At 68.8% G+C, this 26,105-nt stretch carries 21 protein-coding genes; 17 read left to right on the top strand and 4 right to left on the bottom strand.

Features of this window, described 5'->3' with window-relative positions:
- Window positions 1-182: 182 nt before the first annotated feature.
- A complete protein-coding gene (gene asnB, locus D0D37_RS30185; RefSeq protein ID WP_116203993.1) occupies window positions 183-2,024 on the bottom strand; it encodes an asparagine synthase (glutamine-hydrolyzing) in 1,842 nt (613 codons plus the stop codon).
- A 424-nt stretch (window positions 2,025-2,448) separates the two neighbouring features.
- Between asnB and kdpF the strand changes: the two genes are divergently transcribed.
- The 12 genes from kdpF to D0D37_RS30245 all read left to right on the top strand — a co-directional run bounded on the left by kdpF (window position 2,449) and on the right by D0D37_RS30245 (window position 17,010).
- Window positions 2,449-2,550, top strand: coding sequence for a K(+)-transporting ATPase subunit F (kdpF, locus tag D0D37_RS30190; RefSeq protein ID WP_116203994.1), 102 nt, complete (start codon window positions 2,449-2,451; stop codon window positions 2,548-2,550).
- A gap of 1 nt (window position 2,551) precedes the next feature.
- The gene (kdpA, locus tag D0D37_RS30195) at window positions 2,552-4,213 is read left to right on the top strand and encodes a potassium-transporting ATPase subunit KdpA (protein WP_116203995.1); all 1,662 of its coding nucleotides are present in this window, start codon (window positions 2,552-2,554) and stop codon (window positions 4,211-4,213) included.
- The gene (gene kdpB / locus D0D37_RS30200; RefSeq protein WP_116203996.1) at window positions 4,210-6,303 is read left to right on the top strand and encodes a potassium-transporting ATPase subunit KdpB; all 2,094 of its coding nucleotides are present in this window, start codon (window positions 4,210-4,212) and stop codon (window positions 6,301-6,303) included. Before kdpA ends, kdpB begins: the two co-directional genes overlap by 4 nt.
- Before the next feature lie 2 nt (window positions 6,304-6,305).
- Window positions 6,306-6,917 carry a potassium-transporting ATPase subunit C gene (locus D0D37_RS30205; protein WP_116203997.1) on the top strand — a complete coding sequence of 204 codons (612 nt, stop codon included), beginning with the start codon at window positions 6,306-6,308 and terminating at the stop codon, window positions 6,915-6,917.
- A gap of 4 nt (window positions 6,918-6,921) precedes the next feature.
- On the top strand, window positions 6,922-9,480 hold the full coding sequence (locus tag D0D37_RS30210) for a sensor histidine kinase (protein ID WP_116203998.1): 2,559 nt from the start codon (window positions 6,922-6,924) through the stop codon (window positions 9,478-9,480).
- Window positions 9,477-10,175, top strand: a complete 699-nt coding sequence (locus D0D37_RS30215; RefSeq protein WP_116203999.1) for a response regulator — start codon at window positions 9,477-9,479, stop codon at window positions 10,173-10,175. The genes D0D37_RS30210 and D0D37_RS30215 overlap by 4 nt, the downstream gene beginning before the upstream one ends.
- Window positions 10,176-10,252: 77 nt before the next feature.
- On the top strand, window positions 10,253-10,825 hold the full coding sequence (locus tag D0D37_RS30220) for a hypothetical protein (RefSeq protein ID WP_208720215.1): 573 nt from the start codon (window positions 10,253-10,255) through the stop codon (window positions 10,823-10,825).
- Between the two features lie 270 nt (window positions 10,826-11,095).
- Window positions 11,096-11,392 carry an acylphosphatase gene (locus tag D0D37_RS30225; protein WP_208720216.1) on the top strand — a complete coding sequence of 99 codons (297 nt, stop codon included), beginning with the start codon at window positions 11,096-11,098 and terminating at the stop codon, window positions 11,390-11,392.
- A gap of 179 nt (window positions 11,393-11,571) precedes the next feature.
- The gene (gene smc, locus D0D37_RS30230) at window positions 11,572-15,174 is read left to right on the top strand and encodes a chromosome segregation protein SMC (RefSeq protein ID WP_116204024.1); all 3,603 of its coding nucleotides are present in this window, start codon (window positions 11,572-11,574) and stop codon (window positions 15,172-15,174) included.
- A 136-nt stretch (window positions 15,175-15,310) separates the two neighbouring features.
- Window positions 15,311-15,859, top strand: a complete 549-nt coding sequence (locus D0D37_RS30235) for a hypothetical protein (protein WP_208720217.1) — start codon at window positions 15,311-15,313, stop codon at window positions 15,857-15,859.
- A gap of 172 nt (window positions 15,860-16,031) precedes the next feature.
- On the top strand, window positions 16,032-16,373 hold the full coding sequence (locus tag D0D37_RS30240) for a beta/gamma crystallin domain-containing protein (RefSeq protein WP_116204002.1): 342 nt from the start codon (window positions 16,032-16,034) through the stop codon (window positions 16,371-16,373).
- Window positions 16,374-16,506: 133 nt separating this feature from the next.
- Window positions 16,507-17,010 (top strand): hypothetical protein, encoded by a 504-nt coding sequence (locus tag D0D37_RS30245; protein WP_116204003.1) that lies wholly within the window; start codon window positions 16,507-16,509, stop codon window positions 17,008-17,010.
- Window positions 17,011-17,064: 54 nt separating this feature from the next.
- Here the strand turns inward: D0D37_RS30245 and D0D37_RS30250 are convergent, their stop codons facing one another.
- Window positions 17,065-18,630, bottom strand: a complete 1,566-nt coding sequence (locus D0D37_RS30250) for a sodium:solute symporter (RefSeq protein ID WP_116204004.1) — start codon at window positions 18,628-18,630, stop codon at window positions 17,065-17,067.
- A gap of 9 nt (window positions 18,631-18,639) precedes the next feature.
- A complete protein-coding gene (locus D0D37_RS30255) occupies window positions 18,640-19,854 on the bottom strand; it encodes an anhydro-N-acetylmuramic acid kinase (RefSeq protein ID WP_116204005.1) in 1,215 nt (404 codons plus the stop codon).
- 140 nt (window positions 19,855-19,994) lie between these two features.
- Here D0D37_RS30255 and ftsY point away from each other — a divergent pair, with 140 nt between their 5' ends.
- The 3 genes from ftsY (at window position 19,995) to D0D37_RS30270 (ending at window position 22,416) form a co-directional block, all read left to right on the top strand.
- On the top strand, window positions 19,995-21,362 hold the full coding sequence (ftsY, locus tag D0D37_RS30260) for a signal recognition particle-docking protein FtsY (RefSeq protein ID WP_116204006.1): 1,368 nt from the start codon (window positions 19,995-19,997) through the stop codon (window positions 21,360-21,362).
- A gap of 179 nt (window positions 21,363-21,541) precedes the next feature.
- Window positions 21,542-21,862 (top strand): DUF4333 domain-containing protein, encoded by a 321-nt coding sequence (locus D0D37_RS30265; RefSeq protein ID WP_208720218.1) that lies wholly within the window; start codon window positions 21,542-21,544, stop codon window positions 21,860-21,862.
- A gap of 56 nt (window positions 21,863-21,918) precedes the next feature.
- On the top strand, window positions 21,919-22,416 hold the full coding sequence (locus tag D0D37_RS30270; protein ID WP_116204007.1) for a GNAT family N-acetyltransferase: 498 nt from the start codon (window positions 21,919-21,921) through the stop codon (window positions 22,414-22,416).
- On the opposite strand, the gene D0D37_RS30275 is transcribed toward D0D37_RS30270, so the two are convergent.
- On the bottom strand, window positions 22,409-23,173 hold the full coding sequence (locus D0D37_RS30275; RefSeq protein ID WP_116204008.1) for an IclR family transcriptional regulator: 765 nt from the start codon (window positions 23,171-23,173) through the stop codon (window positions 22,409-22,411). The two genes, D0D37_RS30270 and D0D37_RS30275, sit on opposite strands and share 8 nt — an antisense overlap.
- Window positions 23,174-23,281: 108 nt before the next feature.
- On the opposite strand from D0D37_RS30275, the gene aceB reads away from it, so the two are divergent.
- A complete protein-coding gene (gene aceB, locus D0D37_RS30280) occupies window positions 23,282-24,856 on the top strand; it encodes a malate synthase A (RefSeq protein WP_116204009.1) in 1,575 nt (524 codons plus the stop codon).
- Window positions 24,856-26,052: a DUF6986 family protein gene (locus D0D37_RS30285; RefSeq protein WP_116204010.1), complete on the top strand. Its 1,197-nt coding sequence runs from the start codon at window positions 24,856-24,858 to the stop codon at window positions 26,050-26,052. The genes aceB and D0D37_RS30285 overlap by 1 nt, the downstream gene beginning before the upstream one ends.
- Window positions 26,053-26,105 lie beyond the last annotated feature (53 nt).

The raw sequence follows: 26,105 nt of genomic DNA on the forward strand, positions 1-26,105 counted from the left end.
ACCGACCGGAGAACCCACAGTGGACACGCTGGTGCGACGCCAGCCACACCAACGCGTCCACCCAACGGGCACCACCCGCACACCCACCACCAAGATCAACAAAAACTCAACTCGGTGGATCCAGGTCAGATTCCCTCAAGGAGCCCTTCACGGACTTTGGCGGCAGCCGGGCGAGCGGCGGGTCAGTCGAGTTCCAGCTCCGGCGAGTACATGTCGAACCAGTGGTGCAGGTCCAGCGCCCGGTCCATGCCGACCCGCTGCGACTGGCTGATCGCCGACGGGTCGGTTTCCGCCGACTGCTGCAGCCACTCCTTGCCGACCATCTGGAACAGCGGGTTGTCCTTCTGCGCCAAGGCTTCCTTGATCTGCTGCTGCAGCGCGATCGCGTACCCCGGGTCCTGAGTGGACGGATACGGGCTCTTCACCCGGTCCCGCACCGACGCGGGCAGCACGTGCTTGGTCGCGTGCCGCAGCAGGCTCTTTTCCCGGCCGTCGTAGGTCTTGAGCGACCATGGCGTGTTGTAGACGTACTCCACGAGCCGGTGGTCGCAGAACGGCACGCGCACTTCCAGGCCTACCGCCATCGACATCCGGTCCTTGCGGTCCAGCAGCTGCCGCACGAAACGGGTCAGGTGCAGGTGGCAGATGACCCGCATCCGGGACTCCCGCTCGGATTCGCCGTCCAAAAGGTCCACTTCGGACACTGCGGTCCGATATTGGTCGGCGATGTAGGAATCCAAGTCGAGCTTCTTCGCGAGCCCTGGTTCGAGCAGCGAACCCCGCTCGTCCATCAGGCTGTTGCGGAACGCCAGCCACGGAAAGGTGTCGGCCTTCACCGCGGCCTCGTCGTGGAACCAGCGGTACCCGCCGAACACCTCGTCGGCCGATTCGCCGGACAGCGCGACCGTCGATTCGCCGCGGATCGCCTTGAACAGCAAGTACAACGACGTGTCCATGTCGCCGAGTCCGGACGGGATGTCGCGGGCGCGCAGCACCTTGCGGCGCACCTCGGGGTCGCTCAGGTCGGCCGGGTTCAGCATCACGTCCTGGTGCGCGGAACCGACGAGCTTGGCGACGTCGCGGATGTAGGGCGAGTCCGGCGTGTCGCGCATCTCGTCGGGCTTGAAGTTCTCCTCCTGCCCGAAAAAGTCGACCGAGAAGGTGCGCAGCTGCTCGCCTTGCTCGGCCAGCCGGGCGGCGGCGAGGCCGGTGACCGCGCTCGAGTCGAGGCCGCCGGAGAGCAGCACGCAGCGCGGCACGTCGGCGACCAGCTGCCGGTGGACAATGTCGGTCATCAGCTCGCGCACCCGCGCGACCGTCGTCTCCTGGTCGTCGGTGTGCTGCTTCGCGTCGAGCTTCCAGTAGGTGCGGGTGTTGATGCCCTCGCGGGTCACGGTCACGACGGTGGCCGGGTCGACCTCGTACATGCCCTTCCACAGCGACCAGCCCGGCCGCTTCGTGAAGCCCATCAGCTCGCGCAGGCCGTCGCTGTCGACCACCTTGCGCGCCAACGGGTTCGCCAGGATCGCCTTCGGCTCGGAGCCGAAGAGGACGCCGTCGCGCGTGGGGTAGTAGTAGAACGGCTTGATGCCCATCCGGTCGCGGATCATCACGAGCTTCTGGTCGCGCTCGTCCCAGATCGCGAACGCGTACATGCCGTTGAGGTGGTCCACGACCTCGGTGCCCCACTGCAGATAGCCGTGCAGCACGACCTCGGTGTCGCTGTCGGTCTCCCAGCGGTGCCCCAGTTTCGTGAGTTCTTCACGAAGTTCGGAGAAGTTGTAGGCCTCGCCGCTGTAGACCATCGCGACCTCGCCGTTCGGGGTCTTGACGCTCATCGGCTGCCGGCCGCCCGGCAGGTCGATGATGGCGAGCCGGCGATGACCGAGCGCGACCGAACGGCGGACCCAGGTTCCGCGGTCGTCGGGTCCTCGGCAGGCCATGGTCTCGGTCATCGCGTCCGCGATCTCCTGCTGCTGCGTGAGATCGGTGTCGTAGGAAACCCAGCCCGCGATTCCGCACATACGAGACCTCCTTGAACTTAGTTAGTTAGTTGATACAACTATTGGTTACTCAGGTGTAACACGGATCCCCGATCTTTGTCTGCCCGAATTGCACTCTCTGTCCTTGATCCGCTACCGGTTGTGCCGCAAGTCACCCACCAACTACGGACAGTCATCCGCCTCCGCTGACCCGAATGGCGCTTGACGTAGTGGCGCGGGTCACCGGGCGTCAAGATCGCGTAAACGCGCCCAGGTCACCGCGTCAAGGAGGCGTCAGACGGGGGTGCTCACCCTCCGCGACGACCGCACAGTGGCACTCGACCGACGGTCGCCCGTGCCGGGTGACCCTTTCTGAGAGGTGCCTCGTGGCGGATTTGCTGTACGCCCTATTGCTCATCGGCGTTTTCGCGGTGCTCGCCGGTGTCCTGCGCGGGCTGGAGAAGCTGTGAGCGGCGCGGGCACCGTGGCCAACGTCGTCGGCGGACTGCTGGCGCTCGGCCTCCTCTGCTATCTGTTCGTCGCCCTCGTGAGGCCGGAGAAATTCTGAGATGAGTGACGTCGCGGCCGGCTTCCTGCAAGCCGGCGTGCTCCTGGTCGCCCTCGCGGTGGTCTACAAACCCCTCGGCGACTACCTCGCCCGCGTCTTCTCCACCGGGAAGCACCTGCGGGTCGAGAAGACCCTGTACAAGATCGTCCGGGTCGATCCGGACACCGAACAGCATTGGAAGACCTACGCCTCCGGCGTGCTCGGCTTCTCGTTCGTCTCGGTGATCCTGCTGTACCTGGTGCAGCGCCTGCAGTCGATCCTGCCGTGGAACTTCGGCCGCGGCCCGGTGTCGCCCGCTGTCGCGTTCAACACCGCGGTTTCCTTCGTGACCAACACGAACTGGCAGTCCTACACGCCCGAGGCGACCCTGGGCCACTTCGTCCAGATGGCCGGGCTCACCGTGCAGAACTTCCTGTCCGCGGGCGTCGGGCTGGCCGTGGCGATCGCGGTGACGCGCGGGTTCATCCGCTCGCGCACCGACCGGCTCGGCAACTTCTGGGTGGACCTCACGCGCGGAACGATCCGCGTGCTGCTGCCGATGGCGTTCGTGTTCGCGCTGGTTCTCGTGGCGCTCGGCGTGGTGCAGAGCCTGCGTTCCGGAGTCGCGGTGACGAACCCGGACGGCAGCACCAGCACGATCGCGCTGGCTCCGGCGGCGAGCCAGGAAGTGATCAAGGAACTCGGCACCAACGGCGGCGGCATCTTCAACGCCAACTCCGCGCATCCGTTCGAGAACCCGAACGTCTGGACCAACGTCATCGAGATGTTCCTGATCCTCGTGATCCCGGTCTGCCTCACCCGCGCGTTCGGGCAGCTGGTCGGCAACCGCAAGCAGGGCTACGTCCTGCTGTCGGTGATGGCCGGTCTGTGGACGGCGATGCTCGCGGTGATCTGGACGTCCGAGTCGCGCACGAACAGCCCGGCGGCGCTGGCCGCGGGGGCGAACCTCGAGGGCAAGGAACAGCGGTTCGGGATCGGCGGCACGTCGTTGTTCGCCGACACCACCACCGGCACGTCGACCGGCGCGGTCAACGGGGCGCACGACAGCCTGTCCGGCCTCGGCGGCGGCGGAACACTGCTGAACATGCTCTTCGGCGAGGTTTCGCCGGGCGGTGTCGGCACCGGGCTGTACGGGATTCTCGTGATGGCCGTGATCGCGATGTTCCTGGCGGGGCTGATGGTCGGCCGCACGCCGGAGTACCTGGGCAAGAAGCTCGGCAAGCGCGAGGTCACCTGCGCGGCGATCTCGATGCTGGCGATGCCCACCGTGGTGCTGCTCGGCTCCGGCATCGCCCTGTTGCTGCCGGGAACGCGGGACGCGCTCGGCAACCCGGGTCCGCACGGTCTGTCGGAAGTCCTGTATGGCTACACGTCCGCGGGCAACAACAACGGCAGCGCCTTCGGCGGTCTCACCGCGACCAGCGACTGGTTCCAGGCGTCGCTTTCGGTGGCCATGCTGATCGGCCGGTTCGTGCCCATCGTCGCGGTGCTCTGCCTGGCGGGTTCGCTTGCCTCGCAGAAGAAAGTCCCCGAAACCGCGGGCACGCTGCCCACCACCGGGCCGCTGTTCGGGACGTTGCTGACCGGCACCGTCGTCCTCGTCGCGGCTCTCACGTTTATCCCGGCCCTCGCGCTGGGGCCGATCGCGGAGGCGTTGGCATGACCATCACCCAAGAGCGGACTCCCGAAGAGGAGACGCAGCACCACGTCGAAAACGCAGGCAGAGTCGGTGCCGGTGTCTTCAGCCCGAAGCAGCTGTGGTCGTCCATGCCGGACGCGCTGCGGAAGCTGCACCCTCGTCACCAGTTGAAGAATCCCGTGATGTTCGTGGTGTGGGCGGGTTCGGTCCTGACCACCGTTTTCGCGGTCACCGACCCGAGCGTGTTCTCGATTCTCATCGCGGTGTGGCTGTGGTTCACCGTCGTGTTCGCGAACCTGGCCGAAGCTGTCGCCGAGGGGCGCGGCAAGGCGCAGGCGGAATCGTTGCGGCGGACCAAAAAGGAGACCGTCGCGCGGCGGCTTACCGAGGACGGCTCCGAGGAGCAGGTGCCCGGTGTGGACCTTCGCGTCGGCGACCGGGTGGTCGTCGAGGCCGGGCAGGTGATCCCGGGCGATGGCGACGTCGTCGAAGGCATTGCCACGGTGGACGAATCGGCCATCACCGGCGAGTCGGCTCCGGTGATCCGGGAGTCCGGCGGCGACCGTTCGGCGGTCACTGGCGGCACTACGGTGCTGAGCGACCGGATCGTCGTACGGATCAGCACCAAGCCCGGCGAGTCCTTTGTGGACCGGATGATCGCGTTGGTGGAAGGCGCTTCCCGGCAGAAGACGCCGAACGAGATCGCGCTCACCATCCTGCTGTCCACACTGACCATCATCTTTCTGCTCGCCGTCGTGGCGCTGCAGCCGATGGCGGCTTACTCGGGCAGCGAGCAGTCGGTGATCGTGCTGACCGCGCTGCTGGTCTGCCTGATCCCGACGACGATCGGCGCGTTGCTGAGCGCGATCGGCATCGCCGGGATGGATCGGTTGGTGCAGCGCAACGTCCTCGCTACCTCCGGCCGCGCGGTCGAGGCCGCCGGAGACGTGTCGACGTTGCTGCTGGACAAGACCGGCACGATCACCTTCGGCAACCGGCGCGCGACCGAGCTGATCCCGGTCGGCAAGTCCACTGTGGACGACCTGGCACGGGCGGCTCGGCTGTCCAGCCTGGCTGACGGGACGCCGGAGGGTCGCAGCATCGTCGAGCTGATCGCCGAGCAGCACGGGCTTCCCGGAGCGGCGGACGACAGCGAGAAGCTCGCCGAGTTCGTGCCGTTCACCGCGCAGACCAGGATGAGCGGCGTCGACCTCGACGGGCGCGAGGTCCGCAAGGGCGCGACTTCGGCGGTGCGCGAGTGGGTCCGCGAGCGAGGCGGCGACGTCCCGGACGAGACCGAACGCGTCGTGGACGAGATCAGCCAGCAGGGCGGGACCCCGCTGGTGGTCGCGGAAGCCGCGGGCGGGACGGCGTTCGTGCGCGGCGTGATCCGGCTGTCCGACGTGGTGAAGCCGGGCATGAAGGAGCGCTTCGAGGAACTGCGCTCGATGGGCATCAAGACGGTGATGATCACCGGCGACAACCCGCTCACCGCACGTGCGATCGCGCAGGACGCGGGCGTCGACGACTATCTCGCCGAGGCCAAGCCCGAGGACAAGATGGCGCTCATCAAGAAGGAGCAGGAGGGCGGGCGGCTCGTCGCGATGACCGGCGACGGCACGAACGACGCGCCCGCGCTCGCGCAGTCCGACGTCGGCGTCGCGATGAACACCGGGACCATGGCGGCGAAGGAAGCCGGAAACATGGTCGACCTCGACTCGAATCCGACGAAGCTGATCGAGATCGTCGGCATCGGCAAGCAGTTGCTGATCACCCGCGGCGCGCTCACCACGTTCAGCGTGGCGAACGACCTGGCGAAGTACTTCGCCATCCTGCCCGCGATGTTCACCGGCATCTTCGCCCAGCTCGGCGCGCTGAACGTCATGCATTTGGCGACGCCGAAGTCGGCGATCCTGTCCGCGGTGATCTTCAACGCGCTGATCATCGTCGCGCTGATCCCGCTGGCCCTGCGCGGCGTGCGGTACCGGCCGTCGTCGGCGTCCGCGCTGCTGCGCCGCAACCTGCTCGTCTACGGCCTCGGCGGGATCGTCAGCCCGTTCCTCGGGATCTGGGTGATCGACCTGATCGTGCGCCACATTCCTGGGATTGGCTGACCATGAACGTTTTGCTCAAGCAGACCTGGGCGGGCCTGCGCCTGCTCCTCGCGATGACCGTGCTGCTCGGCATCGTCTACCCGCTGGGCGTGTGGGCGGTGTCGCGCATCCCCGGCCTCCAGGGGCACGCCGAGGGCTCGGTGGTGACGCAGAACGGCCAGGCGGTCGGCTCGTCGCTGATCGGCATCGACCCGGTGCCCGCCGACGCCGCGCACGACCCGTGGTTCCACAACCGGCCCTCGGCCAGTTCGAAGGACGTGCTCGGGCCGGGTGACCCGTCGACATCGGGGCCGTCCAACAAGGGGCCGTACAACGAGGAGCTGACCAAGGCCATCGCGCAGCGGCGGGCCATGATCGCCCAGCGCGAGGGAGTCACCCCGGCGGAGGTGCCCGCGGACGCGGTGACCGCCTCGGCCTCGGGCCTCGACCCGGCGATCAGCGTCGCGTACGCCGATCTGCAGGTGCTTCGCGTGGCTCGCAACACCGGGCTGAGCGAGGAGAAGGTGCGGCAGCTGGTCGCGGACAACACGACCGGCAACGGGATCGGCGTGCCGGGCGTGAATGTGCTCCGGCTCAACCTTGCCGTGCATTCGGCCGCTCCTGGCGCACACTGACACAGTGAGCACCCCTGACACACCCCCGAAGCCGCGCCGAGGCGAACTGCGGATCTACCTCGGCGCGGCTCCGGGCGTCGGCAAGACCTTCGCCATGCTCGGCGAAGCGCGCCGCCGCCTCGACCGCGGCACCGACGTGGTCGTCGGCCTGGTCGAGACGCACGGCCGCAAGAAAACCGCCGACCTGCTCGACGGGCTGGACGTCGTGCCGCGGCGCACGGTCAGCCACCGCGGGCACGAGTTCGCCGAAATGGACCTCGACGCGGTGCTCGCCCGCGCGCCCGAGGTCGTCGTCGTGGACGAGCTGGCGCACACGAACGTGCCCGGCGGACGGCACGAGAAACGCTGGCAGGACATCGACGAGCTGCTCGAAGCGGGCATCGACGTGCTGTCCACGGTCAATGTCCAGCATCTGCAGAGCCTCAACGACGTGGTCGAGCGCATCACCGGCGTCACCCAGCAGGAAACCGTGCCGGACGAGGTCGTGCGCCGGGCGGAGCAGCTGGAGCTGGTGGACATCACGCCGGAAGCGCTGCGACGGCGGCTCGCGCACGGCAACGTCTACCCGGCCGAGCGCATCGACGCCGCGCTGGGCAACTACTTCCGGCCCGGCAACCTCACCGCTTTGCGCGAGCTGGCGCTGCTGTGGGTGGCCGACCAGGTCGATGTCGCGCTGCAGCGTTACCGCGCCGAGCAGAAGATCACCGATACGTGGGAAACGCGCGAACGGGTGGTCGTGTCGATCACCGGCGGGCCGGAAAGCGAGACGCTGATCCGGCGCGCCAGCCGGATCGCCAACCGGGCGGGCGCGGAACTGCAGGTCGTGCACATCCTGCGCGGCGACGGTCTCGCCGGGCTCGGGCCGACCGCGATGGCCCGCTGCCGCACGCTGGCCGAGGAGGTCGGCGCGACGTTCCACGCCGTGGTCGGCGACGACGTGCCGACCGCGTTGCTCGACTTCGCGCGCGGGGTCAACGCGACTCAGCTGGTGATCGGCACCTCGCGGCGGTCTCGGGTCGCGAGGCTTTTCGACGAGGGCATCGGCGCGACGGTGATCCAGCAGTCCGGGCCGATCGACGTGCACATGGTCACGCACTCCTATGCCGGCGGACGGCTGCGGGCGCGGCTGGGCACGAGCCCGCTGGCGCCGTCGCGGCTCGTGATGGGCTGGGTGCTGAGCATCGTGGCACCGGTCGTCGCGACCGGCCTCGGCGTGCTGCTGCGCGACGCGGTCGAGTTCTCCACCGATGTGATTCTTTTCGTGCTGGCTACCGTCGTCGTCGCGTTGGTCGGCGGGCTCGGGCCTGCTTTGGTGGCCGCGACCTTCGGTGCCGGGCTGTTGAACTTCTTCTTCACGCCACCGCTGTACACGCTGGATGTGCACAGTCCGCAGAACGTCGTCACGCTGATCGCGATGGTCGTGGTGGCGGTGATGGTGGCGTTGGTCGTCGCTTCCGCGGCCCGGCGGGGGGTAGCTGCGGCGCGGGCTCGGACGGAAGCGTCGCTGCTGGCTTCGTATGCGCGCACCGTGCTGACCAATCCGAATCCGATCGAGCGGTTGCTGGAGAAGGTGCAGGAAAACTTCGGCCTCACTTCCGTGACACTGCTGGAGAAACGCAACGGCAAGTGGGACAAGGTCGCTTTGTCCGGCGGCGAGCCGTGCGCTGATCCCGATGAGGCCGATGTGGACATTGCGGTGACCGCCGATGTGCACCTGACGCTGCGCGGTCGCGCCTTGCCCGCCGCAGACCGTCGCGTGCTGGAAGCCGTTGCAGGACAAGCTTTGCTCGCCTTGCGGCAGCAGCGAATGGCGGCAGCCGCGGCGGCCGCGGAACGCAAAGCCGAGGCAACCGAACTGCGCACGACGCTGCTGTCCGCGGTCGGCCATGACCTGCGGACGCCGCTCACGTCCATCAAGGCGGCGATCGGCAGCCTGCGCGCGCCGGACCTTTCTCTGTCCGATGAGGACACTGAGGAACTGATGGAAGCCGTTGAGCTTTCGGCAGACCGGCTCGCCGGGTTGATCGACAACCTGCTCGACTCGTCGCGGCTGGCGACCGGCGCGGTCACCCCGCACCTGCGGCCAGTCGGCTACGACGAGGTGGTCGCGCACGCCTTGTCCAATGTAGACAACACGCAAGGTGTTCAGGTATTCGTGGATGCACGATTGCCTTCGGTGCAAGCAGATCCCGGCTTGCTGGAACGGGTAATCGCGAACGTGCTCGACAACGCGCTGCGACACGGCGGCGGTGACGTCTCGGCACGGGCGAGCGCGCATTCGGAATTCGTGGAATTGCGCATTGTCGACCACGGCAAGGGCCTGCGTAAAGGTGCCGCGGAATCCGCGTTCGCACCGTTCCAGCGACTGGGCGGAGACCGGGACTCGACGCCGGGCGTCGGCCTGGGGCTGTCCGTCGCGAAGGGTTTCACCGAGGCGATGGGCGGTACGGTTCGCGCCGAGGACACTCCAGGCGGAGGGTTGACGGTGGTGATCTCGCTGCCGGCCTGCACCGGCCGGGAATTGGTGGAAGCTGAATCGGCTGAGGAGGGCGTGGCGCGATGACTGCCGACCCCATGGCGACGGTACTGGTCGTCGACGATGAACCGCAGATCGTGCGGGCGCTGCGGATCAACCTCAACGCACGCGGATACAAGGTGATCACCGCACACGACGGCACCGCCGCGCTGAAAGCGGTCGCCGAAACGAAACCCGACGTGGTGGTGCTCGACCTGGGCCTGCCCGACCTGGACGGCACCGAGGTGATCGCCGGCCTGCGCGGCTGGACCACGGTGCCGATCATCGTCCTGTCCGCCCGCGGCGATTCGGCGGACAAGGTGCAAGCGCTGGACGCGGGTGCCGACGATTACGTGACCAAACCGTTCGGAATGGACGAACTGCTAGCCCGGCTGCGGGCCGCGGTGCGACGTTCGTCGGTCGGTGGCACGGACGGCGCGGAAGCCGTGGTGGACACCGGATCGTTCACGATCGATTTGGCGGCGAAGAAGGTGCTGCGCGAGGGCCGCGAGGTGCACCTGACCAAGACGGAATGGGGAGTGCTGGAACTGCTGGTCCGCAACCGGGGCCGGTTGGTGGCGCAGAAACAGCTGCTGCACGAGGTGTGGGGACCGTCGTACGAGACGGAATCCCATTATCTGCGGGTGTATCTGGCGCAGTTGCGGCGGAAGCTGGAACCGGAGCCTTCCCGGCCGCGGCATTTGTTGACTGAGCCTGGGATGGGTTACCGCTTCGAAGCCTGACCTGGCCGAAAAGCCGTGAGGGGAACCCTGAGGGACTCAGAGTCCCTCAGGGTTCCCCTCACGGACTTCAGCGGCTGGTGGAACTCGTCGGGTTGGAGTCCGAAGTGGACGCACTCGGCGAGGACGACGGCTGGCCGCCGGTCGAGCTGCTGCCGGATGAGCTGGGCGGCGGGCTGTCCGAGGACGGCGGGTGGCTCGTCGGGGTGGACGGCGTCGTCGGCGGCGTGGAACTGCTCGGCGGCTTCGGCGTCGTGGGGTGGCTGGTCGGCGGGTCGCTGCGGTCCGAAGTGGTGCCCGGTACCGGCTGTCCGCCGCCGGGCTGGCCACCAGGCTGCCCGCCCGGCTGCCCCGCGTTAGGCGGCGGAGTGATGACACTCGTAGTCGGCTTCCCGTCCGGACCCACGGCCACCACCGTGGTCGGGGTCGGCGGGGCGGTCTGGCCGGGCGTCGGCGAGCCGGGGACGGTCATCGGGCCGCCGGGGACTGCGTTGCCTGGCACGACTACCTGCGAACTGCCCTGCAGCCCGCCCGGGCCGCCGCCGGTGGTGCTGTTCGTCGCGGTGTCGGTGACCGAGCCGGGGCCGGCCAGTTCGGCGACCGCGGCGAAGGCTGTCGCCACCACGAGGCCGCTGACGCCCAGGATGGCGTAGCCGGAGCGGCTGAGCCTCCCGCTCGCGCCCTTCGGCGGAGCGGTCGGGGCAGCGCTCACCGCGATCTCGGGCGACGCTGAGCTTGGTTCAGGCCCGTCGGGACGGGACATGCAGGCTCCTTAGAAGAGTCAACGCTCAAGTCGAGGGGCGGCAACGGGGGAGCGGGGCTCCGGCCCCGGATGCCAGGCGGGAGGTTATCACTGCTCAGGACCCGTTCGCGCGACAGAGGGACCGGGCCGTCACGGTCCGCAGCCGGGGGTGTGCGGCAGGATGGGGGCGGTGAACGAGCAGGAATCGCCCGTCCGGCTGGCCGCCTGGGTGCACGGGCAGGTGCAGGGAGTCGGTTTTCGCTGGTGGACCCGGAGCCGGGCGCTCGAACTCGGGCTGACCGGATTCGCCAGGAATCTCCCGGACGGCCGTGTTGAGGTCGTCGCGGAGGGTAGCCGGGACCACTGTGCGCGACTGCTGGCCGCGCTGCGCTCCGGAACGTCACCCGGACGAGTGGATCAGGTAGTTGAACGCTGGACGGCCGCCAAGGGCGGGCTGGAAGGTTTCGTCGAGCGCTGAGCCCGGTGTGGCGGCTGCGGCTGATGGGGTGTTTGGGGTTGCCGGGGCGGCCGGACCTGTGCTAGGCGCGCCCGGGCGGCCTGGCCTCCCACTGCGTTCCGGAACCCCCGGGTAGCCTGTCCCGAACCGGGGGAACCGGTAGCCATCCAGTACCCGTGGCCAAGAGGGGTCGGCAGCACGTGCACCTGAAAAGCCTGACGCTCAAGGGCTTCAAGTCCTTCGCCTCGGCGACCACGCTGCGCTTCGAACCCGGCATCACCTGCGTGGTCGGCCCGAACGGCTCCGGAAAGTCGAACGTCCTCGACGCGCTGCGCTGGGTCATGGGCACTCAAGGCGCGAAGGACCTGCGCGGCGGCAAGATGGAAGACGTCATCTTCGCCGGCACCGCGGGCCGCGCCCCGCTCGGACGCGCCGAGGTCACGCTCACCATCGACAACGCCGACGGCGCGCTGCCGATCGAGTACGCCGAGGTCTCCATCACGCGCCGGATGTTCCGCGACGGGGCGAGCGAGTACGAGATCAACGGCGACCGCTGCCGCCTGATGGACGTGCAGGAACTGCTGTCGGACTCCGGCATCGGCCGCGAGATGCACGTCATCGTCGGGCAGGGACAGCTTTCGGCGATCCTGGAGTCGAAGCCCGAGGAGCGGCGCGCGTTCATCGAGGAGGCCGCGGGCGTCCTCAAGCACCGCAAGCGCAAAGAGCAGACCCTGCGCAAGCTCAACAACATGCAGGGCAACCTCGACCGGCTCACCGACCTCACCACCGAGCTGCGCCGTCAGCTCAAACCGCTGGGCAAACAGGCCGAGATCGCCCGCAAGGCCCAGTCGGTGCAGTCCGACCTGCGCGACGCCCGGCTCCGGCTTTTCGCCGACGACCTGGTCACCCAGCGCCAGTCCATCGCGCGCGACGAGGCCGACGAGCGCACCGCCCGTCAGCGTCGCGCCGAAGTCGAGCAGGCGCTGGAACTCGTGGCCGCCGAGGAAGCCGAGCTGGAGGCGTCGCTCGCCGAGGACGCGCCGCGGCTGCAGATCGCGCAGGAGACTTGGTACAAGCTGTCGGCGCTCACCGAGCGGTTGCGCGGCACCGTGCGGCTGGCTGTGGAGCGTCAGCGGCACCTTTCTTCCGACGTTGCCGCGCCGACTGGCGGTCGTGACCCGGAGGAGTTGCTCGCCGAGGCTGAGCAGGCCGCCGAGCGCGAGCAGGAGCTGACCGAAGCGGTCATGGAGGCCCGCGAACTTCTCGCGGAAACCGTGCTGCGCCGGGAAGATCTCGAACAGCGGGTGCAGGCCGCGGAGCGCGCGCACTGGGCCGCGGTCCGCGCGATCGCCGACCGCCGCGAGGGCATGGCGAAGCTGACCGGTCAGGTCGAAGCGTTGCGCAGCAAGAACGGCGCGACTGCGGAAGAGGTCGACCGGCTGACGGTCGGCTTGCAGGAAGCTGCCGAGCGCGCCGAGATCGCGGTCGAGGAGCTGGAAGAAGCCAAAGCCGCTGGCGGCACGGAAGAATCCGACGACGCCGAGCTGCAGCAGCGCCACGACCGGGCGGTGGAGGCGAACAACGCCGCCAAGGCTCGCGTCGAAGAGCTGGTGAAGGCCGAACGCGGTTCCGAGCGGGAGATCGCGTCGGAAAAGGCGCGCGTCGAGGCGCTGTCGATGGGGCTCAAGCGCAAGGACGGCGCGGGTGCGTTGCTCGGTGCGTCCGCGGAAATGCCGGGCCTGCTCGGTTCGGTCGCCGCATTGCTCACCGTGCAGCCGGGCCACGAGGTCGCGCTGGCCGCCGCGCTCGGACCGATCGCGGACGCGGTCGCGGTGTCCGGCGACGAGAACGCGCTGTCCGCGCTGAAGTACTTGAAGGAAACCGATTCCGGTCGCGCCGGGATCGTGCCGGTCAGTGCTGGGTCCACTGTGGACACCAGTTCGTGGCCGATGCTGCCCGCGGGTGCGCGCTGGGCCCGCGAGGTCGTCAACGCGCCGGAGCAGCTGCGGCCCGCGGTCGAGAAGGCGCTGGACCGGCTCGCGCTGGTGCCGGATCTGGATGCCGCGCGTCAGCTCGTGGCGCAGCACCCGCAGGTGCGCGCCGTTACCGCTGAGGGCGATGTCTTCGGGGCCGACTGGATCGCCGGTGGTTCCGCGGCTCGCGAGAGCGTGATCGAGGTCCAAGCGGCGGTCGACGAGGCGCAGGAACGCTTGCGCACGGCCGAACGCGCGCTGGAGCAGTACTCCGCCGAGCTGGAAGGTGCGCGTGCCGAGCAGCAGGCGCGCCGTGAAGAGGTCGGCCAGGCGAAGGACGCGCTCGGCGACGCCAAGGTGCGCAACGCGCGGTCGTCCGAGCGGCTCAACCGGTTGCAGCAGGCGGCGCGGTCCGCGCAGGCCGAGGTCGAACGGCTGACCCAGCAGCGCGCGAAGGTCGAGCAGAGCCGCGAGCACGCGCTGGAACAGTTGGCGGAGCTGGAAGAACGGCTCGCCGCGGTCGCCGAGCAGCCGGTCGAAGACGATCCGGACACCGCCGAGCGCGACGAGGCCGCCGAGCAGCTTGCCGTGGTACGGCAGGAAGAAGTCGAAGCACGGCTCGCGCAGCGCACCGCCGAGGAACGCGCGCGCAGCATCGCCGGGCGAGCGGAATCGTTGCGCCGTGCGGCCTACGCCGAGCAACAGGCCCGTGAGCGCGCGGCCAAGGCCCGGGAAGCACGCGAGCGGGGCGCGGAAATCGCCAACGCGGTCGTCAACGCCGGTGAGTTCGCGTTGGAGCGCATCGAGATCTCGGTGCAGCGCGCGGCCGCCGAGCGCGACGAAGCACAGGCACAGCGCCAAAGCCGCGAAACCGCGCTCACCGCGGTGCGCGCGAAGGTGCGCGAGCTGTCCGGCGAACTGGAGAAGCTGACCGACGCCGTGCACCGCGACGAGGTGCTGCGCGCCGAGCAGAAGCTGCGGCTGGAAACGCTGGAAGCCAAAATCGCCGAGGACTTCGGCATCGGGCTGGCGGACCTGGTCGAGGAGTACGGTCCGGACGTGCCGGTGCCCCCGAGCGCCGGCGAGATGGCCGAGTACGAGGCGGCCAAGGAACGCGGCGAGGACGTCACGCAGCCGCCGCCGATGCCGTTCGACCGCGACACCCAGACCCGCCGCGCCAAGCGCGCGGAGAAGGACCTGACCCTGCTGGGCAAGGTGAACCCGCTGGCGCTGGAGGAATTCGCGGCGCTGGAGGAACGGTACAAATTCCTCTCCACCCAGCTGGAAGACCTCAAGGACACCCGCAAGGACCTCGAGGCCGTCATCAAGCAGGTCGACGAGAAGATCCTGGAGGTCTTCGCCGCGGCCTACACGGACGTGGCGCGCGAGTTCGAGACGGTGTTCAGCGTGCTGTTCCCCGGCGGCGAGGGCCGGATGGTGCTCACCGAGCCGAACGACCTGCTCGCCACCGGCGTGGACGTCGAGGCGCGCCCGCCGGGCAAGAAGGTCAAGCGGCTGTCGCTGCTGTCGGGCGGCGAGAAGTCGCTGGTCGCGGTCGGCATGCTGGTCGCGATCTTCCGCGCCCGCCCTTCGCCCTTCTACGTGATGGACGAGGTCGAGGCCGCGCTGGACGACACCAACATGCGCCGGCTGATCGGCCTGCTGGAGCAGCTGCGCGATTCGTCGCAGCTGATCATCATCACGCACCAGAAGCCGACGATGGAGATCGCCGACGCGCTGTACGGCGTGAGCATGCAGGGCGACGGCATCACCAAGGTGATCTCGCAGCGGCTGCGCGCCGCGGACGAGGAACCGGTCCCGGCTTCCTGAGCGGGTTGCGCCGGTCCCGGCGATCCTGCCCGAACGGGCAGGCCTGCCCGGACAGCTGTCCGATCGGCCAACTGCCGCCGGGTCCGCGCGTCTTCAGGAGTGTTCGCAAGAAACACATCCTGGAGGGGATTCGACAATGCGCACCATGGTGGCCCGCACCCTGATTTCCGGTTCGATGCTCGGCGTTGCGCTGGCAGTAGGCGCGTGCGGCGGCGGTTCGCAGACTGGGCAGGCCGCAGTGGCGCAGAGTGTGCTCTCGGCCGCGCCGACCGCTTCGTCGGTGGCAGCGCCGAGTTCTTCCGCCACGCCCGCGCCGTCCACCCAGGCGCAGGCCCCGACGCACGCGAGCAAGCCGAAGCCGCACCCGACTCCGGCCAAGCAGCAGCCCGGCGACCGCCTGCCGGGCAAGGGCGAACTCGGCAACGGAGCCGACTGCGGCCCGGTCGACGGCCCCGGCAGCAAGGTCGACGTGGTCACCGAGGCGATGCCCGCCGGAACCGTCGGCTGCACCGAGGCGATCGACGTGATGTCCGACTACCTGGCCCAGGCCCCGACCAAGGCCGAGGGCAGCGGACACTTCCTCGACGTCGACGGCTGGAACTGCGGCTACGACGGCGGAAACGGCGGCAGCAAGCAGATTTTCTGCGGCAGCAAGGGTCTTTCGTTCCACGGCAAGTCCGTCTGAGCGAGGTCCCTTTTCTCTCGCACCCCGGGTACGAACGGGTAGAAGCGGACGCGACGGCTGTCCGGGCGAGGCCCGCTGCTGGCACGGTCGATCTCGTCCGGCGGCGCGGTTTTCGCCGCAGCGGCCGGGATCACTTTCAAGGCAGCACTGGGAGAAAGGTTCCACAGCGATCATGCCTTCACTCGTCAAGAGACTCGCGATCGGCGGCGCCGCGGCGCTCGCGCTGGCCGTCACCGTTCCCGCCGGTCAGGCGTTCGCCATCGACCGGGTCGCCTGCAACGGCCGCACCGACTTCGTCCAGTTGCGTCTCGCGGGCGGAAACCCTTGGGACGGCAGCGATGTCGCCTGCTTCGCCAACTCCGGCGCGACCTACGTGGACCTGGGCGGCGTCGCCCGGGTCGACTCCGGCAACAACTCGGTCACCCTGTACTGGGACGGCGGCCGGACCGACCTCGGCCACTGGCAGGGCGGCGACCTGAACTTCGTGCACGTGCGGCAGGTCGTCATCCACTGACGGATTCTTCGCGACGGCCCGGCTTCCCCGACCTCGGGAGGCCGGGCCGTTTCGCTGCCGCACTGCCGACCCGGCGCGGTCCGCTTAGGGTGATCCTGGCCGATCGGCGGCCGAACCCCGGGAGGAATTCTTCATGCGCACGAAGCTGTCCAAAACCGCTGTCACAGCGTCGCTTCTCGCGTTCGGCGCGCTGGTTTCGGCTTGCGGCGGGGGCAGCGACCCGGCGGGCGCCCTCTCGTCCCCGCCGTCGGTCGCCCTCACTGTCACGTCCGCACCGGCGAGTCCCGTGCCGAGCAGCAAGGCCGCGCCCGCGAGCAAGACGCCCAGCGCGAGCAAGTCCGAGGACAGCGGCGCGGACACCGGCGAGACAGTCGGCCCGCCGGTCGACTGCGGCCCGATCGACGCGCCCAACGGCAAGGTCGGTCTGGTCGCCGCCGAGACCAAAGCCGGTCGCCCCGGCTGCACCGAGGCGATCAACGTGATCACCCAGTACTTCGAGGACGCGCCGAAGAAGGCCGAGGGCACCGCGCACGTGCTGAACGTGAACGGCTGGCGGTGCCTGGCCGACACCGGCGCGCAGGGCAGCGGCCGGATCGGCTGCGACAAGGACGGGCTGACCTTCTACACCCAGCCGTAACGACGTCGTGAGTGTTGATCCCGGTTCTAACCGGGATCAACACTCACGAGCTTTCTACGCAGGGCTTTCCGCAGGTTCCTCGATCTTCGCGACGTTCGGGTCCGCCCCACTTCGCCGCAGCGACAGCAGCCCGCCCACGATCAGCGTGATCAGCACCCCGGCGAACGTGTACCAGTACGTCGCCAGCGGCACGAGCGTCTTCGTCGCGGCACCGAACTTGATATGCACGTCGGTGGTCGCCTTGTCGAATTTCACGAACAGGATCAGGAACGCCATCCCGACCACCGAACAGGCGAACGCGATCACCGCGTCGGACTGGCGGGCCTTGCGCACCAGCAGGCCGAGGAAGAACGAGCCGAGCAGCGCGCCGTAGGTGTAGCCGACGATCCCGAGGCCCTGCTGGATCACCGGGTCCTTCGAGTTCGTGAACATCGAGGCGAACACCGCGAACACCGCCGCCCAGATGAGTGTCCACATGCGACCGTGCCGGAGCAGCTTGGCGTCCTCGACCGACTTGTTCGTGAACCGCTGGTAGAGGTCGGCGATGGTGGACGTGGACAGCGCGTTGAGCGCGGACGCGAGCGCGCCCATGGTGGAGGCGAGGATGCCGGCGATCAGCAGCCCGGCCAGTCCGACCGGCAGGTCGTTGACGATGAAGTTGGAGAACACGTCGTCGCCGGACATCTTCCCGGCCGCGACCGCGGTGGCCGTCGAGCCCGTCTTGCCGCCGGTGTAGACCCACAGCATCGCGCCGACGAGCAGGAACAGCGCGAACTGGATGAACACCACGATCGACGAGCCGATCAGCGCGCGCTGGCCGTCGCGCAGGTTCCGGCACGACAGCAGCCGGCCGACGATCAACTGGTCCGCGCCGTGCGAAGCCATCGACAGGAACGCGCCGCCGACCACCGCGCAGAGGAACGCGTACGGGTTGGTGAGCAGGTTCGACGCGAAGTCGGTGAGCTGGAACCGGCCCTGGCTCGAAGCAAGCTGCGTCCAGCCGGACGGCAGCTTCGTGGACAGGAAGATCACCGCGCCGATCGCACCGAGGATGTAGAGCGACCACTGGATGACGTCGACCCAGATCACCGACTTGATGCCGCCGACGAACGCGTAGATCACGGTGAGCGCGGTCAGCAGCACGACGATGTGCCAGTACTCGGTGTGGATGCCGTAGTGGCTGAGGATCGCCTTGATCGGGATCGCCCCGGCGAACAGCCGCAGCCCCTCGGCGAGCAGCCGGGTCACCACGAAGGTCACCGACGCGGTGCCCTGCAGCCCGCGCCCGAAGCGGCGGCCGAGGAATTCGTACGCGCTCACGTAATTGCCGCGGAAATAGCGCGGCAGCAGCACGAACGCGGCGATCACGCGGCCGATGATGTAGCCGAAAGCCACTTCCAGGAACAGGAAGGCGCTGCCGAACACGAGCCCGGGCGTGGAGATCACGGTGAGCGTGGAGGTCTCTGTCGCCACCACCGAGAGCGTGACCGCCCACCACGGCATGCTGCGTTCGCCGACGAAGTAGTCGTTCGCGGACTTCTGTCTGCGCCCGATCAGCACGCCGATGATCGGCATCGCCGCGAGGTACACGATGACGATCACCAGATCGACTGGATTCATGGGGTTCTCCTACCGTGATTGCCCGGATTCCGCGACCCGGAGCCGGGTCGCGGCGCCCCCCAGCGGGGCGGGGAGATTCAGGGGAGCCGCGCCCGGCGTCAGCGCGCCGAGCAGGCGGGGACCGCTCGCGCCGGTGGCCGACGGCAGCGTCGCGGGAACGCCGCACCAGCTCAGCCAGCCGAGCAACGCGGTCAGATAGGCCTCTTTGCCGGAACCGGGGAGGCCGAGGTCGTCGCTGGTGCGGAGCGCGTCGTCGGGGAGAAGCCGGGCCAGCGCGGCCATCGTGGCGGGGTTCGCGACGCCGCCGCCGGACGCGACGACGGTTGTCACGCCGTGCCGACGGCATTCCGCGGCGACCGTCGCGGCGGTCAGTTCGGTGAGCGTGGCCAGCAGATCCTCCGGGGACAACGGCGGCAGTCCGGACAGGGCTGCGCCAAGGTATCCGCCGTGGAAGTGCTCTTTGCCAGTGGATTTCGGGGGAGGGGCGGCGAAATAGGGGTCGGCGAGCAGCCGGTCGAGCAGGTCGTCGCGGACCGAACCGGCGAGCGCGAGCCGCCCGTCGACGTCGGCGGAGAGCTTGCCGTCGCTGACGTGGACGGCGGCGAGGTCGAGCAACGCGTTGGCCGGGCCGGTGTCGTAGGCGAGCACCCTGTCGGACTGCGTGACGACGGTGATGTTCGCGATGCCGCCGAGGTTGAGCGCGGCCACCGGACGTCCGGTCTCCTCGGCGAGGCCGCGCAGCCACATCGCGTCGAGCGTGCTCGCCAGCGGTGCGCCTTGGCCGCCCGCGGTGATGTCGCGGATGCGGAGGTCGGCGATCACCGGCACGCCGGTGCGCTCGGCGGTCCACGCCGGCTGGCCGATTTGGAGCGTGCCGAGCGCGACGCCGTTCTCGACCCAGTGGTAGACGGTCTGGCCGAGCGAGGCGATCACGTCCACCGGCCCGTACGCGGCGATCCCGCGCGCGGCCGCGTCCGCGAAGGCCTGGCCGACCCGGGTGTCGAGGACAGTCAGTTGTCGCGCGCTGCTCGGCCGCGGCGGGAGGGCGTCGAGGAGATCCGTGCGGAGGTCGACGGGATAAGGCACGTCGAGTTCGCCGAGCGGGGTGAGGACGACTGTCCCGTTGTCGGCGCGGATTTCGGCGACCGCGACGTCGATCCCGTCCACGGACGTGCCCGACAGCAGCCCGAGGACGCGGAAACAGTGGCCGGCGGGGGTGGTCATCCGATGTGGTCTAGTCAACACCGAAGGGGTGGCGCAAGACGCTTCGTGGAGTCTTGGCCGAATCGGAACCGTTCGCGTTACTCGTTGGCCTCCAGGTGGGGTGTCCCGTGGCTTGTGCACGCGGATGACAGGATGGTGGCGTGTCGAGCACCTGGTTCTGGATCGTTGTCGTCGCCGTCGTCGTCCTGGTCGCCGTTCTGGTGTCCGGGCTGCTCATCGCGCGCAAGCGGCGGATCAGCATGGCCGAGCGGCGCGAGGTCGAGGAGAAGCCGAAGGGCGGCGGGTACGCCGCGAGCAGCGGGATCTCCTTCGCCTCCGGCGGGACTGCCGTCGAGGAGAAACCCGAGCCTGCTCCTTCTCCGGAGCCGGAGCCTGCCCCTTCTCCGGAGCCGGTGGTCGAGCATCCCGTCGAGGATCGCCCGGAAGTCGACGGCCAGCCCGCGGTCGGCGACGACGCCGCGGTCCCGCGCGACTCCGACCAGCGCACCGTGCGCGACGTCAAGCTCCCCGAGCCGGTCGAAGAAGAGGCCTCCGAGGCCGTCGTGCCGGGAACGGTCGAGCCGATCGAGGAGATCGAGTCTCCGGCCGGCCGCCTCGAACGCCTGCGCGGCCGTCTGGCGAAGTCCCGCTCGGTGTTCGGGCAAAGCCTGTTGGGTCTCCTCGGCGGTGGCGACCTGGACGAGGACTCCTGGCAGGACGTAGAGGACACGCTGCTCTTGGCGGACCTCGGCGCCGCCACGACGACCCAGATCGTGGACCGTCTGCGCGACGAACTGAACCGGCGCGCGGTGCGCACGTCGGCGGAAGCGCGCGAACTGCTGCACGAGGTGCTGACCGCGGCGCTGTCCACGGACGCCGAGCGCGCGGTCCGAGCCCTGCCGCACGAGGTGGACGGCAAGAAGCAGCCCGCGGTGGTGCTGGTCGCTGGCGTGAACGGCACCGGCAAGACCACGACGACCGGCAAACTGGCGCGAGTCCTGGTGGCACAAGGCGGAACCGTGGTCCTCGGCGCGGCCGACACGTTCCGCGCCGCAGCCGCGGACCAGCTGCAGACGTGGGGCGAGCGAGTAGGCGCGTCGGTCGTGCGCGGCAAGGAAGGCGCGGACCCGGCGGCGGTCGCTTTTGACGCGGTCAAGCAGGGCATCGCCGAGGGCGTGGACACGGTCCTGATCGACACCGCGGGCCGCCTGCACACGAAGACCGGCCTGATGGACGAACTCGGCAAAGTGAAGCGAGTGGTCGAGAAGCAGGCGCGGGTGGACGAGGTGCTGCTCGTGCTGGACGCCACGACCGGACAGAACGGGCTAGCGCAGGCGCGGGTGTTCGGCGAGGTCATCGACGTGACCGGAATCGTCCTGACGAAGCTCGACGGCACCGCGAAGGGCGGGATCGTGTTCCAGGTCCAGCGAGAGCTGGGAGTGCCGGTGAAGCTGGTCGGACTGGGCGAGGGGCCGGACGACCTGGCACCGTTCGAGCCTGGTGCGTTCGTGGACGCTTTGCTGGGCTGATTCCCCCGGATGGGTGGTCAAAGGTCAAACCGGTGAGGTTGCCTCGCCTCGTCTGCGACGGTGTGTAGCGGCGCAGTCACAGCGATGAGGGGTGGGCATGTCGGGCGGCTTTGGCGCGGTCCCGGAAGTGCTCGGACCGGCCGTCACCTCATCCGTCTGGACCAGGTAGGAGATCTGCTGTGCATCGTTCGGTTCGTCCTGTTCTGCTCGCTTTCTGCGGGATGGTCCTCACCGCTTGCAGCTTCTCGGTGTCGGTCGGCAACGACATCTCCAAGGCTGACCTCGAGAAGAACATCTCGACTGTCCTCGAGCAGTCGAACAACGGGCGACGGCCGGATTCGGTCACCTGCCCGGGGCCGATCAAGGCGGAGAACGGGCAGACAGCTCGCTGTTTCCTGACCGGTGGCGGCGCGAAATACGGCCTCACCGTGACTCTTTCCGAGGTCAACGGGTCCAAGGCCACTTACGACGTGAAGGTCGACGACAAGCCGATGCAGTGACCGGAAACGTGCACAGTAGTGCGAGACCAAGCCGCCGTCGACCAGAAACCGATGAAGTGAACCGAGTCACTCTCCGGCCGCTCACCGAAGCCGACCGAAGCAGGGTCCGCGAGATTCTCTCCGCGCCGGAAGTAGCGCAGTGGTGGGGCGAAGCCGACGAGGAGACTGACGGTCTGCTCTCGAAAGAGGGAGACCAGCAGGCGTACGCCATCGAGCACGAAGGCCGGACCGTCGGCGTGATCCAGAGCTGGGAAGAACTCGAACACCGCTACCGGCACGCTGGAATCGACCTCGCGGTGCATCCGGACCACTACGGTCTCGGGCTCGGCGCGGAGGCGATCCGGATTCTCGCCCAGCGGCTGTTCGACCGGGGCCACCACCGGCTCACGATCGACCCGGCGGCGGCCAACGTCCGTGCGATCCACGTGTACGAGAAGCTCGGCTTCCGGCGCGTCGGGATCCTTCGCGACTACGAGCAGGGGCCTGACGGCACGTGGCACGACGGGCTGCTGATGGACCTCCTCAAAGGCGAACTCAAAGGCGAACTCAAGTAACCGGCAGCTGCTGCGAAAGCCGGTCCGCCACCTTCTGCACCACTGGCGCGATGTGGCTCACCGCGTCGGCCGTCAGCCGTCCGGACGGGCCGGAAACCGAGACCGCGGCGGGCACCGGCGCGCCGGGGATCGCGACCGCGATGCAGCGCACCCCAAGCTCCTGTTCCGCCTCGTCCAGCGCGTAACCCTGTCCGGCGATCTTCTTCAGCTCGACCGCCAGCGCGTCCGCATCCGTGAACGTGTGCTCGGTGTACGCGGGCATGCCGGTGCGTTCCAACAGCGACGTGACTTCGTCGGCGGGCAGTTCCGCCAGCATCGCTTTGCCCACGCCTGTGCCGTGCGGCAGCAACCGCCGGCCCACCTCGGTGAACATGCGCATCGAGTGCTTCGAGGGCACCTGCGCGACGTACACCACCTCGTCGCGTTCCAGCACCGCCAGGTTCGCCGTTTCGCCGACCTCCTCGACCAGCTCCACCAGCAGCGGCCGCGCCCACGCCCCGAACTGCATGCTGGCGTTCTCGCCGAGCCGGATCAGCCGGGCGCCCAGCGCGTAGTGCCGGTTGGTGTTCTGCCGGACGTAGCCCAGCGACACCAGCGTGCGGATCAGCCGGTGGATCGTCGGCATCGGCAGCCCGGACAGGGTCGCCAGCTCCGACAGGCTGGCCTCTCCGCCAGTGTCCGCCAGGTGCTCCAGCAGCTCGAACGCGCGCTGCAGGGACTGGACGCCGCCGTCTCGTCCGCTCTTCTCAGCCGCCACCAGTGGTCCTCCTCACAGACCCGATTGATGTTCCGCTATGCAGAAACTATAGTCCGTCAGGTAAAAACCGTAGGGACGTTATCCAAAGCACTACTCGGGGTGTTGCGCATGTCTGAGGTCCAGGTACTCGGCGGGTCCGTCGAGCGTGGGGACGAGATTCTGACGCCGGAAGCCCTCGCTTTCGTAGCGGGCTTGCACGACGAGTACGCCGCGCGGCGCGACGAACTGCTCGTCGCGCGGGGCAAGCGGCGCGAGGAGGCCCGGACTACCGGCCGCCTCGATTTCCTGGCCGAGACCAAGGAGATCCGCGAGAGCGACTGGCAGGTCGCCGGCGCTCCGGCCGCGCTGCGCGACCGCCGCGTGGAGATCACCGGTCCGACCGATCGCAAGATGACCATCAACGCCCTCAACTCCGGCGCCAAGGTGTGGCTCGCGGACTTCGAGGACGCCAACACGCCGCACTGGGCGAACGTGGTGGGCGGCCAGGTCAACCTGTCCGATGCGATCCGCGGCGACATCACGCTCGACCAGAACGGCAAGCACTACGAGCTGAAGCCGGACGTCGAGCACGCGACCATCGTGGTCCGCCCGCGCGGCTGGCACCTCGACGAGCGGAACCTGTCCTTCGGCGGGCGCCGGGGCGTCGGCGCGCTGGTCGACTTCGGCCTGTACTTCTTCCACAACGCGCAAGAGCTGCTCAACCGCGGCAAGGGCCCGTACTTCTACCTGCCGAAGATGGAAAGCCACCTCGAAGCGCGGCTGTGGAACGACGTGTTCACGCACGCGGAGAAGGCGCTCGGCATCCCGCACGGCACCGTCCGCGCCACCGTGCTGATCGAGACCATCCCGGCCGCGTTCGAGATGGAAGAGATCCTCTACGAACTGCGCGAGCACGCCTCGGGCCTCAACGCCGGCCGCTGGGACTACCTGTTCAGCGTCATCAAGTACTTCCGCGACGCGGGCGAGAAGTTCGTGCTGCCGGACCGCAACTCGGTCACCATGACCGCGCCGTTCATGCGCGCCTACACCGAACTGCTGGTGCGCACCTGCCACAAGCGCGGCGCGTTCGCGATCGGCGGCATGGCCGCGTTCATCCCGAGCAAGGACCCGGAAGTCAACAAGGGCGCCTTCGACAAGGTGCACGCCGACAAGTCGCGGGAGGCCGGGGACGGCTTCGACGGTTCGTGGGTCGCGCACCCGGGCATGGTCGCACTCTGCAAGGAAGAGTTCGACAAGGTCCTCGGAGACAAGCCGAACCAGCTCGAGCGCACCCGCGACGAGGTGAGCGTGACCGCCGACCAGCTGCTGGACGTCGCTTCGACGCCGGGCAGCGCCACCGCGGCCGGGCTGCGCGCGGCGGTCGACGTCGGAATCCGCTACCTGGCCTCGTGGCTGGGCGGCAACGGCGCGGCGGCGATCCACAACCTGATGGAGGACGCCGCCACCGCCGAGATTTCGCGTTCGCAGGTGTGGCAGTGGGTCAAGAACGGCACGCAGCTGGACAACGGCGAGAAGGTCACCGCGGAGCTGGTGCGCGGCGTCGTGGCCGACGTCCGCGGCGAGCTGGCGGCGGAGGTTTCCGACGATCTGCTGAAGCCCGCGGTCGAGCTGTTCGAGCAGGTCGCGCTGGCTGACGAGTTCCCGGACTTCCTGACCCTGCCGGCGTACGAGCACATCCAGTAATGGGCGGCGGACGACTCGCCGAGGACGTCTACACCGCCGCCGACACGCGGTTGGCCGAGGTCGACGCGCGGGTGGCGGCGCGGTATCCCGGCGAGTCTCCGGGCCGTCGTCCGGTGCACACGGTGTACGTGCCGGCGTCGCAGTACCGCACGCGCCTGGTCGCCGATTGGGGCAAGCAGGCGATGCGGGTCTTCGTCGAACACGGCGACCTGCTGAATCTCGACCCGGCGGTGGCCGAGCGGGTCCGCGAGAAGCTCCTCACCGAGCCCATCGAGGACCTCCGCATCGACTTCGAGGACGGTTACGGCCATCCCGGCGACGAAGCGGAGGACGCAGCCGCGGAGGCCGCCGGGCGGACGCTCGCGACCACCGGCGGTACTCCGTTCGTCGGAATCCGGTTCAAGAGCTTCGAAGCCGCGACACGGCGACGAGGCATCCGGACGCTCGATCTGTTCCTGTCCGGCTTGCTGTCCGAAGGATCGCTGCCGGACGGATTCGTGGTGACGCTGCCGAAGGTCACCGCGGTCGAGCAGGTCGAAGTCGCCGCGGAAGTGTTGGGGCGACTGGAAACCGCGTACGGACTGGCGGACCGCGCGCTGCGGTTCGAGGTGCAGATCGAGACCGCGCAGTCGATCCTTTCGACCGACGGCACGGTCGCGGTGGCGCAGATCATCCAGGCCGCGGACGGCCGGTGTTCCGGGCTGCATTACGGGACCTACGACTACAGCGCGGGTCTCGGCATCAGCGCGGCGTACCAGAGCATGGCGCACCCCGCCGCCGACTTCGCGAAGCAGTTGATGCAGGTCGCGGCTGCCGGAACGGGCGTACGGCTGTCCGACGGTTCGACCAACCGGCTTCCGGTGGGCGACGACCTGCCGGGCGCCTGGGCCGAACACCTGCGCTTGGTGCGACGGTCGTTGGAGAACGGCTTCTACCAGGGGTGGGACCTGCACCCGCACCAGTTGCCGACCCGGTACGCGGCGACGTACGCCTTCTACCGCGAGGGCGCCCCGGCGGCGGCCAAGCGGTTGCAGGACTACGCGTCGAAGACGGCCGGGGGAGTGCTGGACGAACCCGCTACGGCGGAGGCGCTGGCTCGGTATCTGCTCGGCGGGTTCCAGTGCGGGGCGTTGGCGGAAGCGGAACTGCCGTTTGAGGCTGCGCGGCTGGACGCGTACGTGCGGCGGCAGGCCTGAACTGCTCGTGAGTGCCTATCGCGGTTAGAACCGCGATAGGCACTCACGAGGCT

It is taken from the genome of Amycolatopsis circi, from assembly GCF_003385235.1.
Taxonomy (GTDB): Bacteria; Actinomycetota; Actinomycetes; order Mycobacteriales; family Pseudonocardiaceae; genus Amycolatopsis; species Amycolatopsis circi.